The 15,939-nt window shown below is 67.5% G+C and carries 12 protein-coding genes; 8 read left to right on the top strand and 4 right to left on the bottom strand.

The features are described 5' to 3' along the window. Positions 1-546 precede the first annotated feature (546 nt). On the bottom strand, positions 547-2,484 hold the full coding sequence (locus NUG20_RS11560) for a M61 family metallopeptidase (RefSeq protein WP_263394637.1): 1,938 nt from the start codon (positions 2,482-2,484) through the stop codon (positions 547-549). Positions 2,485-3,215: 731 nt separating this feature from the next. Here NUG20_RS11560 and NUG20_RS11555 point away from each other — a divergent pair. The 4 genes from NUG20_RS11555 to NUG20_RS11540 all read left to right on the top strand — a co-directional run bounded on the left by NUG20_RS11555 (position 3,216) and on the right by NUG20_RS11540 (position 8,335). Continuing rightward, positions 3,216-4,331, top strand: coding sequence for an ATP-binding protein (locus NUG20_RS11555; RefSeq protein ID WP_263394636.1), 1,116 nt, complete (start codon positions 3,216-3,218; stop codon positions 4,329-4,331). A gap of 4 nt (positions 4,332-4,335) precedes the next feature. Further along, positions 4,336-4,695, top strand: coding sequence for a response regulator (locus NUG20_RS11550; protein WP_263394635.1), 360 nt, complete (start codon positions 4,336-4,338; stop codon positions 4,693-4,695). A 416-nt stretch (positions 4,696-5,111) separates the two neighbouring features. Further along, the gene (locus NUG20_RS11545) at positions 5,112-6,626 is read left to right on the top strand and encodes an ATPase domain-containing protein (RefSeq protein WP_263394634.1); all 1,515 of its coding nucleotides are present in this window, start codon (positions 5,112-5,114) and stop codon (positions 6,624-6,626) included. Then, complete coding sequence (locus NUG20_RS11540; RefSeq protein WP_263394633.1) at positions 6,623-8,335, top strand: response regulator; 1,713 nt, start codon at positions 6,623-6,625, stop codon at positions 8,333-8,335. The genes NUG20_RS11545 and NUG20_RS11540 overlap by 4 nt, the downstream gene beginning before the upstream one ends. Before the next feature lie 36 nt (positions 8,336-8,371). On the opposite strand, the gene NUG20_RS11535 is transcribed toward NUG20_RS11540, so the two are convergent. After that, positions 8,372-9,724: an Nramp family divalent metal transporter gene (locus NUG20_RS11535; RefSeq protein WP_286038006.1), complete on the bottom strand. Its 1,353-nt coding sequence runs from the start codon at positions 9,722-9,724 to the stop codon at positions 8,372-8,374. Positions 9,725-9,870: 146 nt separating this feature from the next. Here NUG20_RS11535 and mntR point away from each other — a divergent pair, with 146 nt between their 5' ends. The 3 genes from mntR (at position 9,871) to orn (ending at position 11,526) form a co-directional block, all read left to right on the top strand. After that, positions 9,871-10,335 (top strand): manganese-binding transcriptional regulator MntR, encoded by a 465-nt coding sequence (gene mntR, locus NUG20_RS11530; RefSeq protein ID WP_263394632.1) that lies wholly within the window; start codon positions 9,871-9,873, stop codon positions 10,333-10,335. Beyond that, positions 10,332-10,829 (top strand): tRNA adenosine(34) deaminase TadA, encoded by a 498-nt coding sequence (gene tadA, locus NUG20_RS11525; RefSeq protein ID WP_263394631.1) that lies wholly within the window; start codon positions 10,332-10,334, stop codon positions 10,827-10,829. Before mntR ends, tadA begins: the two co-directional genes overlap by 4 nt. A gap of 115 nt (positions 10,830-10,944) precedes the next feature. Next, complete coding sequence (orn, locus tag NUG20_RS11520) at positions 10,945-11,526, top strand: oligoribonuclease (protein WP_263394630.1); 582 nt, start codon at positions 10,945-10,947, stop codon at positions 11,524-11,526. 66 nt (positions 11,527-11,592) lie between these two features. On the opposite strand, the gene NUG20_RS11515 is transcribed toward orn, so the two are convergent. Next, entirely contained in the window at positions 11,593-12,549 is a 957-nt protein-coding gene (locus tag NUG20_RS11515) for a mechanosensitive ion channel family protein (protein WP_263394629.1), read from the bottom strand. Continuing rightward, a complete protein-coding gene (gene ppsA, locus NUG20_RS11510; RefSeq protein ID WP_263394628.1) occupies positions 12,549-14,924 on the bottom strand; it encodes a phosphoenolpyruvate synthase in 2,376 nt (791 codons plus the stop codon). The genes NUG20_RS11515 and ppsA overlap by 1 nt, the downstream gene beginning before the upstream one ends. 146 nt (positions 14,925-15,070) lie before the next feature. Between ppsA and NUG20_RS11505 the strand changes: the two genes are divergently transcribed. Then, positions 15,071-15,892, top strand: coding sequence for a posphoenolpyruvate synthetase regulatory kinase/phosphorylase PpsR (locus tag NUG20_RS11505; RefSeq protein ID WP_263394627.1), 822 nt, complete (start codon positions 15,071-15,073; stop codon positions 15,890-15,892). Positions 15,893-15,939 lie beyond the last annotated feature (47 nt).

The raw sequence follows: 15,939 nt of genomic DNA, 5'->3' as shown, positions 1-15,939 counted from the left end.
CGGCTTCGGCAAGATTGGCGTCTGCAGGGCGCATCGCCTTTCTGTTTATATGATGGCCATAATATATGGCCGTGCCAAGCGGCGGCCCTGACGGGGGCGTGGCCGACATTTCGCGCGGCTGCATGGCCACGCGCTCCTCGGTCGGCAGCGAAGGCCATGCGGGACTCGGCGAACTGGTGAAATCGTCCGGGCGGTCACCCTGGACGCCTCGAGTCACGTCTGCGCCGTGCCATTGCCGATGCAGAGATCCCGGCTCGACCGATGTCCGCGCTCTCGCCGCTTCGTCCAGACCGTGCAGACCGGCATGTCGATCTGGTCCCGCGACGGTGCCAGCCACAAGGAACTGGAAGACGTGGCGCGGGTTGCCATGCTGGAGTGGGCCGCGCGCATCGCAGAAGCTCGTAGGCAGGTGCTTGTCCCCAGCTCGGGACGATCGCCATGCTTGGAACATCTTTCGATATTGGGGATCGAGGGAAAGCCGCGGCCCGATCGGGGGTCAGCAGGGCAGGGCGGCGGCAGCGCCGGCGACGAGCAGCGGAGGCTGGATCATTTTTGCCGCGGCGCGAACAGCGTCCCCAGTCGATCCGGCTGTCCCGCGATCCGTTCCAGGTGCGGGTAGCGCAGCGTGCCGCGGTAATCCAGGGTGCGGGCGACAGTGCGGCCGTCCTGCTCGAACGTCACGCTGATCGGAGCGCTCGCTGCATGGCGCACCGCTTCGATCAGCCCATCGCACGTGAACGGCGCGCCGCCGATGGACACGATCTTCGTCTTCGGGCCGATCCCCGCGCGGTAGGCCGGCCCATCCCACGCGATCGAACGGACCAGCCCGCTATCGGCCACCGTCAACCCGATCGAGTAGGACAGATCGGTCACGTCGAGTTCCTTCTCGTTCTGGCGGTACGCAGCGGTCGCGGTGTCGCTGTAGGCCAGCCGCCATCCCTGTCGTGCGAGCCCCGCTGACACGTCGAGTTCCGCGTGGCCGTCGAGCCAGCGCCGGAGGAAGCGGGCCCAGTCATACGGCGCGACCGCGTTCAGCGCCTTGGCCACATCGTCGAATACATAGGTCCGCGTCGGCGCATCGGGCGCGGCGCCGGCGAAGAAGATCCTCGCAAAATCATCGATCCCACGCCGCCCGCCGCTCTGCTCGCGCAACAGGGCATCGACGTCGAGCCACAGCAGGACGCCCTCCAGATAATAGTCCCGGCGGCGTTGCCAGTCGCGCCATGGAACCGCCTTGCGCAGCATGAACGCGGGATAGTTGACGTCGTCCGACAGCGATCGCCAGGCACGGCCCGGGCGGTTGGCGATTTCGGCCGCATCCAGCGCCAGCTTGTCGAGCGTCTCCTCGCGCGTGCGCAGCCCCGATCGCGCGGCCAGTACGCGGCCCCAGAACTCCGTCTGGCCTTCGTAGACCCAGAGCAGGCTGCCGCCCTGCGGCTCGTTCGGCGTCGGCGTCCACAGATCGGCGGGCGACCGATAGAGGCCGTTCCAGGCGTGGACGAATTCGTGCGCGAGGATATCGCGGTTGTTGAGCTGTCCCTCCCAGTCGGAGAAGTAGCTCGAGGGCAGGGAGATCTCGCTCGACCTCCGGTGCTCGGTTCCCCCGGCCGACCCGTCGTCCTCCATGCGGGCGAGGAAGGCGTAGTGCCCGAACGGCGCCGCGCCGAACACGGCGCCCGCCTGCTCCACCATGCGGCTCAGGGCCTCGATGCGCTCCGGCGCGACGGCCAGATCGTCGGGCCGGCGCGCGATCAGGTCGACCGACACCGTCGCCGGTCCCAGCGCGGACAACGACAGTTGCCGAGCGTGGCGCGCAGCATAGACCGGCGCGTCGAGCAGGGTTTCGAGCGAGACTGGCGCGAACCGCGATCTGCCGTCGCGGCTGTCGAGCGCCACGAGCGAGGTGAAGGGCTGCAGTCCCGCCGGGAACGTCACGGTCGCGGCAATGGTCAAGTTGCGCGCGTACCAGCCGGCCGGGTACAGGATCAGCCGCTGCCAGGGCACGACCACCAGGTCCGGCGAGAGCTCATCGTCGGCGCCGACGATCTGGAACCGCACCTCGATGGCCTGCGTGCCGGCAGGCACCTCCAGATCGAAGGCGTGCGGATCGCGCGGATTGCGGCGCCACGCCAGCGGCCGGCCATCGGCCTCCACCTGCAGCCCAGCGAGATCGACCACCGAGAGGCTCGGTCCATGGCTCGCCGCCTCCCAGCGCGGGTAGAGCAGCGTTATGGCGCCCGCCCGCTGTACCGGGATGCGCTCGCGAACGACGAACAGCTTGTGCGCCACATCGGCCTGCTCGACGTCGAGTTCGATCGTGCCGGCAAAGACGTGGTCGACCGGCCGCGCGATCGATGGGCTCTCCAACACCTGGACCGGAAGCGTCGGTGTCTGTCCGGCGGCCGTGGAGACGCCGACAAGACACGCCGTTGCGGCGGCGAGCAATCCCCAGGTGCGTCGCCAAGCGAACGCTGTCGCAATCATGTCAAAACTCCTCCCCATCGTTTACGCCGGCTTCTCAGGTAGAAACCAATGCGGTTTCGAATGCGCCGGTCTCTTGCTCGCAGTGCCGGACCTTCACAGAGCTCGTCCGAGATCAGCGGCTCCAGCCACAGCAAATTGCGGCGAAGATTACCTGCAATGGCCTCGGCTTGGATCGCTGTGGATCAGGACATGCAAATTCCACGACCAAGGCGTCGAATACCGTGCGGGAGCGCGTGCCGGTTTTCGGATCTTCGTCGAGCACGGACGAAGATCGCGCTGGCTATCCGCACGCCCATCGGAGCCGACGGATCCGACCGCTGATCCGATCAACGCGCCGGCTTCCCGGCAGCGTTTGTTCGAAGGCGTTGTCAGGATGGCGCTGGCGATCATGCCAAAGAGATGATCGGCCCGTGGCGCAAACCCGGGTTGGCCACCGAGCCCGCGCGCCCGCTGCGCATTCCCGCCGGCGCCGGCGCGGGTGGTGCCGACCGAAGCCTGCCGGCCAAGGCAATCCACCATGGTGGCCAGGAAGCCGCCGATGGCGATGCGCGACAGGACGTGCCGGAGCGGGCCGGTTGCAGCAAGCGGAGCCCTGGCGTCCCGCCGGCTGGCTGTCCTGCACCAGGCGGGCAAGGGCGCGCGGGCGATTCGCTGCCACGGGGACGAAATCCACAAAAAACTAACAAATAGCTGGCTACTTTGAGTGCACTTCACAGCGCCACCTTGATTGAATGCGCATTCCGCTTGCGACCGAAGCAGACCGGCTGCTCCTGCAGAGCGTGACCGACTACGCGATCTACATGCTCGACCCGGACGGCTTCATCCTCAGCTGGAATACCGGCGGCCGCCACATCAAGGGCTACGAGGAGGCCGAGATCATCGGCCAGCATTTTTCCAGGTTCTATACCCCGCAGGACGCCGCCGACGGCTTGCCGCGGAGGGGACTGGACACGGCCAAGCGCGAAGGCCGCTACGAGGCCGAAGGCTGGCGGGTGAGGAAGGACGGCTCGCATTTCCGCGCCAGCGTCGTCATCGATCCGGTGTGGAAGGACGGCGACCTGGTGGGCTATGCAAAGGTCACCCGCGACGTCACCGAAAAGTTCAACGCCGCCGAAAACCTGCGCAAGGCCGAACGCGCCCTGGCGCAGGCGCAGAAGGTGCAGGCCATCGGCCGCTTGACGCTGGGCATCGCGCACGATTTCAACAACCTGCTGGCGATCATCGTCGGCAGCCTGGACCTGCTGGCCAAGAGCCAGCACGACGCACGCAGCAAGCTGCTGATCGGCGCGGCGACCGACGCGGCCGAGCGCGGCAGCAGGCTGTCGCAGCAGATGCTGGCTTTCGCCCGCGGCCAGGACCTGGTGCCCGAGCCGAACGAGGTCAATGCGCTGATCTTTGAGGGCGCCGAGCTGTATCGGCGGGTGGCCGGCGAGAGCATCGCCTGCGAGTTCGCGCTTGCAGAGGCGCTGCCGACGGTCGTGGTCGACGCCAGCCAGTTCGAGGCTGCGCTGATGAACCTGGTCGCGAACGCGCGCGATGCGATGCCGCACGGCCGGATCGTGATTTCCACCCGGCTCTGCCGGTCCGACGCGACCCAGCACGTGGAAGCCAAGCCCGATCACGACTACGTCTGCGTCGCGGTGCAGGACGACGGCCCGGGCATGTCCGAGGAGGTGCGGCTGCGCGCCATGGAGCCGTTCTTCACCACCAAGGACGTCGGCAGCGGCAGCGGCCTGGGCTTGAGCCAGGTATTCGGATTCGCCGGCCAGTCGGGCGGGTTCGCGACCATCGAAAGCGAGGAGGGGGAAGGCACCCTGGTCACCATGTACATCCCCGTTGCGAATTGACGCCATGACCAACAGAAAGATCCTGTACGTCGAGGACGATGCGTTGCTGCGGATGGTGACGGTTCTCGCTCTGAAGGATGCCGGGTTCGACGTGCTCGAGGCGGCCAACGGCATCCAGGCACAGGCGGAACTGGCCATCGGCCAGTTCGACTGCGTGATCAGCGACATCAGCATGCCCGGCGGCGTGAGCGGCATCGAGGTCGCGCGGACCGCGCAGGCGATGAATCCGGACTGCGTGACGATCCTGGTGTCCGGCTATGCGCTCTCGCAGCTGCCGCCGTTGCCGCCCACGGCGCGGTTCCTGTCCAAGCCGTATCGCATGCACGAGCTGTTGGGGACGCTCGATTCGCAAGGCAGTGCATGACCTCGCCACCGCGCCCGGCGATGTCGTCGCCACGGCGTGCCGCGCCGATGCCGCGGTGCTTCGCGCCCGGCCGGCTCCAGTCAGTTTGTTTTCAGGGCCCGCATCGTCGCGACGGTATGAAACCAGGCCGGCGATCGGCGCCGTTTGTGGCGCGATTGCGCATGACATGAAGGCCGTTGGCGGCGCGTCCGACGCCGCTTGTGCCTACACAGAAAAATCACTTTGCCGAACGTAGTGTGCTTGGCGTCGATGATGCGTGAGCATGGGGCGTGCCCGTGGGGGCGTGCGCCGGCCGCACATCTGGACGAGGCGTGCTGACGCAGGGCGAACTCGCATCCGAGTCGCTGCGCGTGGCCCGCGGAACGCCGTGGGAGAGCACTGCCTTTCAATCCAAAATGCAACCAAAAAGGACGACCATGACACCCCAACCGCAGCCCGAGCACGTGAACAGCGATGACCTGCCACGCATCTCGACCGGCAGTGTGGGTCTGGACAACATCCTTGGCGGCGGCGTCGATGCCAACCGCCTCTACCTGTACGAAGGCCGGCCAGGCACCGGCAAGACCACCATCGCCTTGCAGTTCCTGCTGGAAGGCGCGCGGCATGGCGAGCGCGTGCTCTACATCACCCTGTCCGAGACCCAGCGCGAACTGCGCCTGGTGGCTGCCCGCCACGGCTGGAGCATGAACCAGGTCGAGGTGTTCGAACTGGTGCCGCCGGAGACCGCGCTGGATCCGGAGCGCGAACTCACCGTGTTCCATCCGGCGGAAATGGAACTGACCGAGACCACCAAGCTGATCTTCGACAAGATCGAACAGCTCAATCCCAGCCGCGTGGTCCTGGACAGCCTGTCGGAACTGCGCCTGCTTGCGCAGAGTCCGCTGCGCTATCGCCGCCAGGTGCTGGCGCTGAAGCATTTCTTCGCCAGCCGCCAGTGCACGGTGATCCTGCTCGACGACCTGTCCTCCCAGGAAAACGACCTGCAGCTGCATTCCATCACCCACGGCGTGGTGCTGCTGGAGCAGTTGGCCATCGACTACGGCGCCGAACGTCGGCGCCTGCGTGTGATCAAGATGCGCGGCATCCAGTTCCGCGGCGGCTACCACGACTTCACCATCGAAAAGGGCGGGCTGGAGATCTATCCGCGGCTGATCGCGGCCGAATACAAGCATCACCAGATTGAAGAAGTCGCTCCCAGCGGCAACGCCGAGCTGGATCGCCTGCTCGGCGGCGGGTTGGAGCGCGGCACCAATGTCCTGCTGTTGGGCGCGGCCGGCGTGGGCAAGTCCTCGCTGGCGTTGAGCTTCGCCATCGCCGCGGCCGAGCGCGGCGAACACAGTGTGTTCTTCGCCTTCGACGAGGGGCGCAGCACGGTGGAGGCGCGCGCGCGCACCTTAGGCCTGCCGCTGCAGGAAAAACTCGACAACGGGCTGATCCGTTTCCAGCAGATCGATCCGGCGGAGATGTCGCCGGGCCAGTTCGCCGCGACAGTACGCCGCAGCGTGGAGGTGGAAGGGGCCAAGGTGGTCGTCATCGACAGCCTCAACGGCTACCTCAATGCGATGCCGGACGAGCGCTTCCTGATCCTGCAGATGCACGAGCTGCTCAGCTACCTGGGCCAGCAGGGCGTGCTGACCATCCTGGTGCTGGCGCAGCACGGCCTGGTCGGTCCGATGGAAACGCCGCTGGACCTGAGCTACCTGAGCGATTCGGTGCTGATGCTGCGCTATTTCGAGGTGAACGGCACGGTGCGCCGTGCGCTGTCGGTGGTGAAGAAGCGCAGCGGCAGCCACGAGAACACCATCCGCGAATTCCGCCTCGGCGGCGACGGCATCCACGTCGGTCCGCCGCTCAAGGGATTCAGCGGCATCTTCTCCGGAACGCCACGCTACAGCGGGGAGGATCTGCCGCTGCTGGATACGCTTGCATGAGCAGCAGCGACGCGACCGAACACCGCGTCCTCGTGCATGCGCCGATCGGGCGCGACGGCGCGGCCTCGGTGGAACTGCTGCGGCGTGGCGGGGTGGTGGCCTACAACTGCGCGAACCTGGACGCGCTGGTGCGGGAGCTGAACGTCGGCGCCGCGGCGGTGTTCGTCGCCGAGGAAGGCCTGTTCGGCAAGGATGCGGCGGCGCTGTACGCCTGGGCCGATGCGCAGCCAGCCTGGTCGGACCTGCCGTTCCTGGTGCTGACCAGCCATCAGGAACAACCATCCGTGGTGGCCTGGCGCCGCAACCTGGTGGCCTCGCTGCGCAACGTCGCCCTGCTCGAACGGCCGGTGCAGGCCATCACCTTCACCAGTACCATCCGCGCCGCGTTGCGCGCGCGCGCGCGCCAGTACGAAGTGCGCTCGCTGCTGCAGGCGCAGGCCTCGGCGGCGCAGGAACTGGAAGCGCAGGTGGTGGCGCGCACGCGCGAGCTGGAAGAGGCCAACCGCCTGCTGCGCACGCAGATGGACGAACGCGCCCGGGTCGAGGAAACCCTGCGCCAGGCGCAGAAGATCGAGGCGATCGGGCAATTGACCGGTGGCGTCGCGCACGATTTCAACAATCTGCTGATGGTGATCTCCGGCGGCCTGGCGATGCTCGACACGCAGGCCGATCCGGCTGTGCGCAAGCGGCTGATGGACGGCATGCAGAAGGCCGCGCAGCGCGGCGCTGGACTGACCCGGCAGTTGCTGGCGTTCTCGCGGCGACAGGAACTCAAGCCCGAGCCGGTCGACCTGACCCGGCAGATCGGCGGCATGCGCGAACTGCTGGACCGCAGCCTGCGCGGCGACGTGCACGTGGATTTCGATTTCGCCGAAGGCCTGTGGCCGATCGAGGTGGACCCGGGCGAGCTGGAACTGGTGGTGCTCAACCTCACGGTCAACGCGCGCGATGCGATGCCCAACGGCGGCACCATCGTGGTGCGGGCGCAGAACGTGCCGGGCGCCGGCAAGACCGATCCGGATTTCATCCGCGTGTCGATCATCGACACCGGCACCGGCATGGCGCCGGAAGTGAAGGCGCGGGTGTTCGAGCCGTTCTACACCACCAAGGACATCGGCAAGGGCTCGGGCCTGGGCCTGGCGCAGGTGCACGGATTCGTGCAGCAATCCGGCGGGTCTATCCACATCGACAGCGATCTCGGGCAGGGCACGGCGATCCACCTGCTGCTGCCGCGCTCGTTCCGCGCGCCGGCGCCGGACGAGCGGCACCTGGTGGACGTGCAGGTCGCGCGCCGTGCCCCGGGCGAAGCCGGCTATGTGCTGCTGGTGGAGGACGACGACGAGGTCGCGGCCCTGGTCGGCGAGATGCTGCGCCAGCTGGGTTACCAGGTCACCCGCGTGGCCAGCGCGGCGGCGGCGCTGGGCGCATTGGCCAACGAGCGCGCGGTGGACATCGTGTTCTCCGACATCATGATGCCTGGCGGCATGAACGGCCTGGAACTGGTCCACGAGATCCGCACGCGGCGCAAGGCGCTGCCGATCCTGCTCACCAGCGGCTATGCGGAAGCGGCGAAGTCCGCGGCCGAGGCCGAAGGCGTGCAGATCCTGTCCAAGCCCTATCGGTTGGACGAACTGGCCGCCGCGCTGCAGCAGGTGCGGGCCAACGCCGACACGTCCGGCAAGTCGGAGGCCGCGCCGCTGTGTTCGTGACCGGCCACGCCGCGCTGTCCAGGCGGCAGCCGCGGCTCAGTGCAGCAGGGTATCGGCGAGCAGCTTCACGTTCAGCGCCACGATCAGCGCGGCGATCGCCCACGACAGCCTGATCAGCCAGCGCGGCGCCACCAGCGCGCCCATCTTGCGTTTGTCGGCGACGAAGCGCACCAGCGGGATCACCGCGAACGGCAACTGCATCGACAGCAGCACCTGGCTCAGCACCAGCAGCTTGGCGGTGCCTTGCTCGCCGTACAGCCAGGTCACCACCACCACCGGCACGATCGCCAGGCCGCGGGTCAGCAGCCGCCGCGCCCACGCCGGGATGCGCAGGTGCAGGAAGCCTTCCATCACGATCTGTCCGGCCAGCGTCGCGGTCACCGTGGAGTTGATGCCCGAGGCCAGCAACGCCACCGCGAACAGGGTCGAGGCCAGGCCGACGCCGAGCATCGGCGCCAGCAGTTCGTAGGCCTGCTCGATCTCCTCCACGTCGGTGCGGCCGTGCGCATGGAACACCGCCGCGGCCAGCACCAGGATCGCGGCGTTGACGAACAGCGCCAGGCTCAGCGCGATGGTGCTGTCGGTCAGCGCCCAGCGCAGCGCCGAGCGGCGGCCCTGGTCGTTGCGTTCGTAGGCGCGGGTCTGCACGATCGACGAGTGCAGGTACAGGTTGTGCGGCATCACCGTGGCGCCGATGATGCCGATCGCCAGGTACAGCGCGGCCGGGTTGGTCACCACTTCGGCACGCGGGATGAAGCCGGCCAGCACCTCGCGCAGCGGCGGCGCGGCCAGCGCGATCTGTACCAGGAAGCAGGCGAAGATCACCAGCAGCAGCGCGATCACGAACGCCTCCAGGGTGCGGAAGCCGCGCCGCATCAGGTACAGCACCAGCAGCGCGTCGACCGCGGTGATGATCGCGCCAATGGTCAACGGGATGCCGAACAGCAGCTTCAGCGCGATCGCGGTGCCGATCACCTCGGCCAGGTCGCAGGCCACGATCGCCGCCTCGCAGGCCAGCCACAGCAGGAAGTTGACCGGCCTGGAATAGTGTTCGCGGCAGGCCTGCGCCAGATCGCGGCCGGTGGCGATGCCCAGCCGCGCCGCCAGGCCCTGCAGCACGATCGCCATCAGGTTCGACAGCAGGATCACCGACAGCAGCAGGTAGCCGAAATGCGAGCCGCCGGCGATGTCGGTGGCCCAGTTGCCCGGGTCCATGTAGCCCACCGAAACCATGTAGCCCGGCCCGAGGAAGGCCAGGAAGCGGCGCCAGCCGAGGCCGCCGCTGGGCACGGCGACGCTGCCGTTCATGCGCCCGAGGCTGCGCCGCGGCGGGTCGCTGGCCTGCGGCCAGGCGGCGTTGGAATCGGGCAGGGGCAGGGGATCGGCCATGGCGGAAGCGCGCGTGGAAGGAGCGCGAGAAGTATATAGCACTTGCTATGCTACTTAGCATTGGCAAATCGAATCGCGGCGATAGGCGCAATTTCGGCCAGAATAGGCGGCGGCCGGCGTGCGCCGGCACGGACAAGGGCGTTGCGATGCAGAAAAGCGGGAAGTTGACGGCGCCAGGGGCGGTGCTGCTCGACGCGCAGGTACAGGTCGAAAGCTTCCGCCAGGTGCGCGAGGCGCACCGCCTGGAGCTGATCGAGGACTATGTGGAGCTGATCTCCGACTTGCTGGCCGATGGCGGCGAGGCGCGGCAGGTGGACATCGCCGCGCGCCTGGGGGTGGCCCAGCCGACCGTGGCGAAGATGCTCAAGCGCCTGGTCAAGGGCGGCTGGGTGGTGCAGCGGCCCTACCGTGGCGTGTTCCTGACGCCGGAGGGCGAGGCGCTGGCGGCCGCCAGCCGGCAGCGGCACCAGACCGTGGAGCAGTTCCTGCTGGCCTTGGGCATCGACGAGGACATCGCGCGGCGCGACGCCGAGGGCATCGAACACCACGTCAGCGAAGCCACGCTGGCGGTGTTCGCCGAGTTCGTGCGCAAGCACGCCGCGGCGCGATGAACGGCGCGGACGACAGCGCCGCGCGCGACGAACGCTGGATGCTGCACGCGTTGGCCCTGGCCGACCGCGCCGAGCGCGAGTTCGACGAGATTCCGGTCGGCGCGGTGCTGGTCTCGGCCACGGACGAGGTGCTGGGCGAGGGCTGGAACCTTAACATCGCCGAGCACGATCCCAGCGCGCATGCCGAGATCGTGGCGCTGCGCCAGGCCGGACGCCGGCTCGGCAACCATCGCCTGGTCGGCAGCACCCTGTACGTGACCCTGGAGCCGTGCGCGATGTGCGCGATGGCGGTGGTGCATGCGCGGGTGGCGCAGCTGGTGTTCGCGGCGGCGGATCCGAAGACCGGCGCCTGCGGCAGCGTGTTCGATCTGGTGGCCGATCCGCGCCACAACCACCGCGTGCAGGTGCGCGGCGGGGTGCTGGCGGCGCCGGCCGGGCTGCGCCTGACCAACTATTTCCGCGCCAAGCGCGGCAGGCCGCTGCTCGGCAGTTGAGCGCGGCGTCCTGGCGGCCGCCGGACGTGAAGCCGCTGCGCGACGCGCGCTATCATGCGCGACCGATACGAAACCCCCGCGCCGGCAGCGCCGCCGCGAACGACTGGATGGTGCTATGGCGGAACCGCGCGTGGACAACGATCGTCTGATCTGGATCGATCTGGAAATGACCGGATTGGATACCGACAAGGATTCGATCATCGAGATCGCCACGGTGGTCACCGACACACAGCTCAACGTGCTGGCCGAGGGTCCGGAATTCGCCATCGCCCATCCGCTGCAGACGCTGCAGGCGATGGACGAGTGGAACCGCAACCAGCACCGCCATTCCGGGCTGTGGCAGCGCGTGCTCGACAGCAACGTCACCCTGGGCCAGGCCGAGGCGCAGACCGTGGCGTTCCTGGCGCAGTGGTGCAAGCCGGGCGCTTCGCCGATGTGCGGCAACTCGATCTGCCAGGACCGGCGTTTCCTGCACCGACAGATGCCGCGGCTGGAGCGCTTTTTCCACTACCGCAATCTGGACGTGTCCACGCTGAAGGAACTGGCGCGGCGCTGGGCACCGGCGATCGCGTCGGGACTCAACAAGACCTCCTCGCACACCGCGCTCAGCGACGTGCACGACTCGATCGACGAGCTGCGCTACTACCGTCCGTTCATGGGTGCGCTGAGCGGGCAGGGCGGCGGCGCCGCGCGCTGAAGTCCCGCGATGCAGCGCGTAGGACCGTGCCTGGCGGGCACGGTCTTGCGGCGCGCCGGGATGGCCTCAACGGGCCAGCGGCGGGCCCTGCTTGGTCTCGCCGTCGTCGGTCACACCCTTCAGCAACAGCTCGGCGATCGGGCGGCCATCGGCATCGTGGTGATACACGTGCAGATCGCGCTGCGGATAGGGAATGCTGAGCCCGTTCTCCAGCAGCTGGTTACGGATGTTCTCCAGCGTGGTGCTCTTGGCCGCGCCGAAGTCGCCGTTCCTGGCGTAGGCGAACAGCATCAGGTCCACCGTGCTCTCGCCCAGGTTGGTGACCTGCACGAACGGCGCCGGCGTCTCCAGGATGTTCGGATTGTCCTGGGCGATCTGCAGCAGCAGCTGCTGGGCTTTCTTCAGGTCGTCGCCATAGCCGACGCCGACAGTGATCTCCAGGCGCCGGTTGGGCAGGGTGCTGTAGTTGACGATCGGCGCGGTGGTGATGGTGCTGTTGGGCAGGGTGATCATGCGTTCGTCGAAGCTGCGGATGCGGGTCTGGAAGATCCGGATCTCGTCGACGATGCCTTCCTGCCCGGCTATGACCACGTGGTCGCCGTCGCGCATCGGCCGCAGCACGATCAGCATCACCCCGGAGGCGATGTTGGACAGCGAATCCTTCAGCGCCAGGCCGACCGCCAGGCCGGCCGCGCCGAGCACCGCGAACAGCGACGTCGGCGGCACCCCGATCTTCTGCAGCGCCGACACGAACACCAGCACCAGCAGCAGCGCATAGGCGACGTTGCGCAGGAAATTGCTGAGCGTGGTTTCCACCCGTGCGCGCATCAGCGCACGGTGCAGCCACTGGCTCAGGCGCTTGGCGATCCACATCCCCAGCACCAGGATGACCAGCGCCACGCCCCAGTTGAGCGCGTACTGCGCCCAATCCAGGTCCCGCCAGCTCAAGGTTTGCCGCACCTGTGCCGGCGCGGCGGGGGCGGCCGTCGCGGCCGCCGCCAGCAACGTCGCTACCGTCCCCATCAGCTGGCGGCTTTCAGCTTGGCCAGGCGCAGCCAGGTATCGACCACGGTGTCGGGATTCAGCGATACCGACTCGATGCCTTCCTGCATCAGCCACTCGGCCAGGTCCGGATGGTCAGACGGACCCTGGCCGCAGATGCCGACGTACTTGCCCTTGGCGCGCGCGGCCTTGATCGCCATCGACAGCATCTTCTTCACCGCCGGATTACGCTCGTCGAACAGGTGCGCCACGATCGACGAATCGCGGTCCAGGCCCAGGGTGAGCTGGGTCAGGTCGTTGGAGCCGATCGAGAAGCCGTCGAAGATCTCCAGGAACTCGTCGGCGAGCAGTGCGTTCGACGGCACCTCGCACATCATGATGATCTTCAGGTTGTTCTCGCCCTGGCGCAGCCCGTTCTGGGCCAGCACCTCGATGACCTTGCGGCCTTCCTCGAGGGTGCGCACGAACGGGATCATCACCCACATGTTGTCCAGGCCCATCTCGTTGCGGACCTTGAGCACAGCCTTGCATTCCAGTGCGAACGCGGCCGAGAAGCTCGGATCGACGTAGCGGCTGGCGCCGCGGAAGCCGATCATCGGGTTCTCTTCGTGCGGCTCGTAGTTGCTGCCGCCGATCAGGTTGGCGTACTCGTTGGACTTGAAGTCCGACAGGCGCACGATCACCGGGTTCGGCGCCACCGACGCGGTCAGCGTGGCGATGCCTTCGGCCAGGCGGTTGATGTAGAAACTGACCGGATCGGCGTAGCCGGCGATCTTCTCGTCGATCTTCTTCTTGGTCGCCGCGTCCTGCTTGGCGTACTCCAGCAGGGCGTTGGGATGGATGCCGATGTGCGCGGCGATGATCATCTCCAGCCGCGCCAAGCCGATGCCGGCGTTGGGCAACTGGCCGAAGTCGAACGCGCGCTCCGGGTTGGCCACGTTCATCATGATCTTCAGCGGCGCCGGCGGCATGTTGCCCAGGTCGGTGGTGGTGCGCTCAAACGGCAGCAGGTCGGCGTAGATGAAGCCGGTGTCGCCCTCGGCGCAGCTGACCGTGACCTCGCGGCCGTCCTCGATCAGCTCCATCGCGTTGCCGGTGCCGACCACCGCCGGCACGCCCAGCTCGCGGGCGATGATCGCCGCGTGGCAGGTGCGGCCGCCGCGGTTGGTGACGATCGCCGAGGCGCGCTTCATCACCGGCTCCCAATCCGGATCGGTCATGTCCGCGACCAGCACGTCGCCGGGCTGCACCCGGCTCATGTCGTCCAGGCTGCGCACCACGCGGGCCACGCCGGCGCCGATCTTCTGGCCGATGGCGCGGCCTTCGGCGATCACCGTGCCGCGCTTTTCCAGCGCGAAGCGCTCGATCTGGGTGGCATGGCCGCGCGACTTCACGGTTTCGGGACGCGCCTGCACGATGAACAGCTTGCCGCTGACGCCGTCCTTCGCCCACTCGATGTCCATCGGCCGCTGGTAGTGCTTCTCGATCACCAGTGCCTGCTTGGACAGTTCCTGCACGTCCTCGTCGCTGATCGAGAAGGTGTTGCGCAGCTCGGCCGGGGTGTCCTCGATGCGCACGCGCTCGCCTGGTACGTCTGAATACACCATGCGAATCAGCTTGCTGCCCAGCGAACGGCGCAGGATCGCCGGCTTGCCGGCATTGAGGGTGGGCTTGTAGACGTAGAACTCGTCGGGATTGACCGCGCCCTGCACGACCATCTCGCCGAGGCCGAAACTCGAGGTAACGAACACCACGTCGCGGAAACCGGACTCGGTGTCGAGCGTGAACAGCACGCCGGAGGCGCCGACGCCGGAGCGCACCATCAGCTGCACGCCGGCCGACAGGAACACGTCCTCGTGCTTGAAGCCGTGGTGCACGCGGTAGGCGATGGCGCGGTCGTTGTACAGGCTGGCGAAGACTTCCTTGACCTTGTGCAGCACGTCGTCGGCGCCGGTCACGTTGAGGAAGGTCTCCTGCTGGCCGGCGAAGCTGGCGTCGGGCAGGTCTTCGGCGGTGGCCGAGGAGCGCACCGCGACGGCCACGTCGCCGCCGCCGTTCTCCGCGCACAGCTGCGCGTAGGCCTCGCGGATCGCCTGGTCCAGCTCCGGCTGCAGCGGCGCCTCGGTGACCCAGCCGCGGATTTCCTTGCCGGCCACGGTCAGCGCGCCGACGTCTTCCACGTCCAGCGTCGCCAGTTTGTCGAAGATGCGCTGGTAGAGATTGTTGTGGGCGACGAACGCCTTGAACGCTTCGGCGGTGGTGGCGAAACCGCCGGGCACCGAGACGCCGAGTCCTGCCAGGTTGCCGATCATTTCGCCGAGGGAAGAGTTCTTGCCACCGACGCGGGCCAGGTCGGTCAAGCGCAACTCGTGCAACCAAAGGATGTTCTCGTTCAAGCGCGATGCTCCGTAGGGCCATCGCCCGAGGCGGGCAGAGTGGCCGCGTCCGTGGGGGAAGAAGCCGATATCATGCAGTGCGCACCCGAGTGGGCACAAGCTCAAGCGGGTGCATCCGTTGGGTTTCAGCAAGGAGAATGCAGGCTATGTCGACGATCCGACCGGTGTTCTACGTGTCCGATGGAACCGGTATCACCGCTGAAACCATTGGGCATAGCCTGCTCACCCAGTTCAGCGGTTTCAGCTTCGTCACCGACCGCATGTCGTTCATCGACGATCCGGAAAAAGCGCGCGAAGCGGCGCAGCGCATCCACGCCGCGGGGGAGCGTTACCAGGTGCGGCCGATCGTGGTCAACTCCTGCGTCGATCCGCAGCTGAGCATGCTGCTGTCCGAAAGCGGCGCGCTGATGCTCGATGTGTTCGCGCCGTTCATCGAGCCGCTGGAGCGCGAATTGAACGCGCCGCGGCATTCGCGGGTAGGGCGGGCGCACGGCATGGTCGATTTCGAGACCTACCACCGCCGCATCAACGCGATGAACTTCGCGTTGGCCCACGACGACGGCATCGCGATCAACTACGACGAGGCCGACCTGATCCTGGTTGCCGTCTCGCGCGCCGGCAAGACGCCGACCTGCATCTACCTGGCGCTGCATTACGGCGTGCGCGCGGCCAACTATCCGTTGACCGAGGAGGACCTGGAGCACGACCGGCTGCCGCCGCGGCTGCGTCCCTACCGCAGCAAGCTGTTCGGGCTGACCATCGACCCGGACCGCCTGCAGCAGATCCGCCAGGAGCGGCGGCCGAATTCGCGCTATTCCAACCTGGAAACGTGCCGGCGCGAGGTGTCCGCGGCCGAGACCATGTTCAGGATGGAGCGGATCCCGACCCTGAGCACCACGCATACCTCGATCGAGGAGATTTCCAGCAAGGTGCTGGCCACGCTGGGCCTGCAGCGCGAGATGTTCTGAATGGGGCGGCGCCAGGCGGCGGACTGCGCAGGAGCGCGTCGGGCAGG

Source organism: Xanthomonas sp. CFBP 8443 (assembly GCF_025666195.1).
Taxonomy (GTDB): Bacteria; Pseudomonadota; Gammaproteobacteria; order Xanthomonadales; family Xanthomonadaceae; genus Xanthomonas_A.
The sequence above is the reverse complement of the archived record's forward strand: the minus strand, read 5'-3'. Positions and strand labels throughout refer to the sequence as shown.

Coding starts and splice junctions, on each gene's coding strand:
- NUG20_RS11560 (WP_263394637.1), bottom strand. CDS start 2,484: ATGATTGCGACAGCGTTCGCTTGGCGACGCACCTGGGGATTGCTCGCC.
- NUG20_RS11555 (WP_263394636.1), top strand. CDS start 3,216: ATGCGCATTCCGCTTGCGACCGAAGCAGACCGGCTGCTCCTGCAGAGC.
- NUG20_RS11550 (WP_263394635.1), top strand. CDS start 4,336: ATGACCAACAGAAAGATCCTGTACGTCGAGGACGATGCGTTGCTGCGG.
- NUG20_RS11545 (WP_263394634.1), top strand. CDS start 5,112: ATGACACCCCAACCGCAGCCCGAGCACGTGAACAGCGATGACCTGCCA.
- NUG20_RS11540 (WP_263394633.1), top strand. CDS start 6,623: ATGAGCAGCAGCGACGCGACCGAACACCGCGTCCTCGTGCATGCGCCG.
- NUG20_RS11535 (WP_286038006.1), bottom strand. CDS start 9,724: ATGGCCGATCCCCTGCCCCTGCCCGATTCCAACGCCGCCTGGCCGCAG.
- mntR (WP_263394632.1), top strand. CDS start 9,871: ATGCAGAAAAGCGGGAAGTTGACGGCGCCAGGGGCGGTGCTGCTCGAC.
- tadA (WP_263394631.1), top strand. CDS start 10,332: ATGAACGGCGCGGACGACAGCGCCGCGCGCGACGAACGCTGGATGCTG.
- orn (WP_263394630.1), top strand. CDS start 10,945: ATGGCGGAACCGCGCGTGGACAACGATCGTCTGATCTGGATCGATCTG.
- NUG20_RS11515 (WP_263394629.1), bottom strand. CDS start 12,549: ATGGGGACGGTAGCGACGTTGCTGGCGGCGGCCGCGACGGCCGCCCCC.
- NUG20_RS11505 (WP_263394627.1), top strand. CDS start 15,071: ATGTCGACGATCCGACCGGTGTTCTACGTGTCCGATGGAACCGGTATC.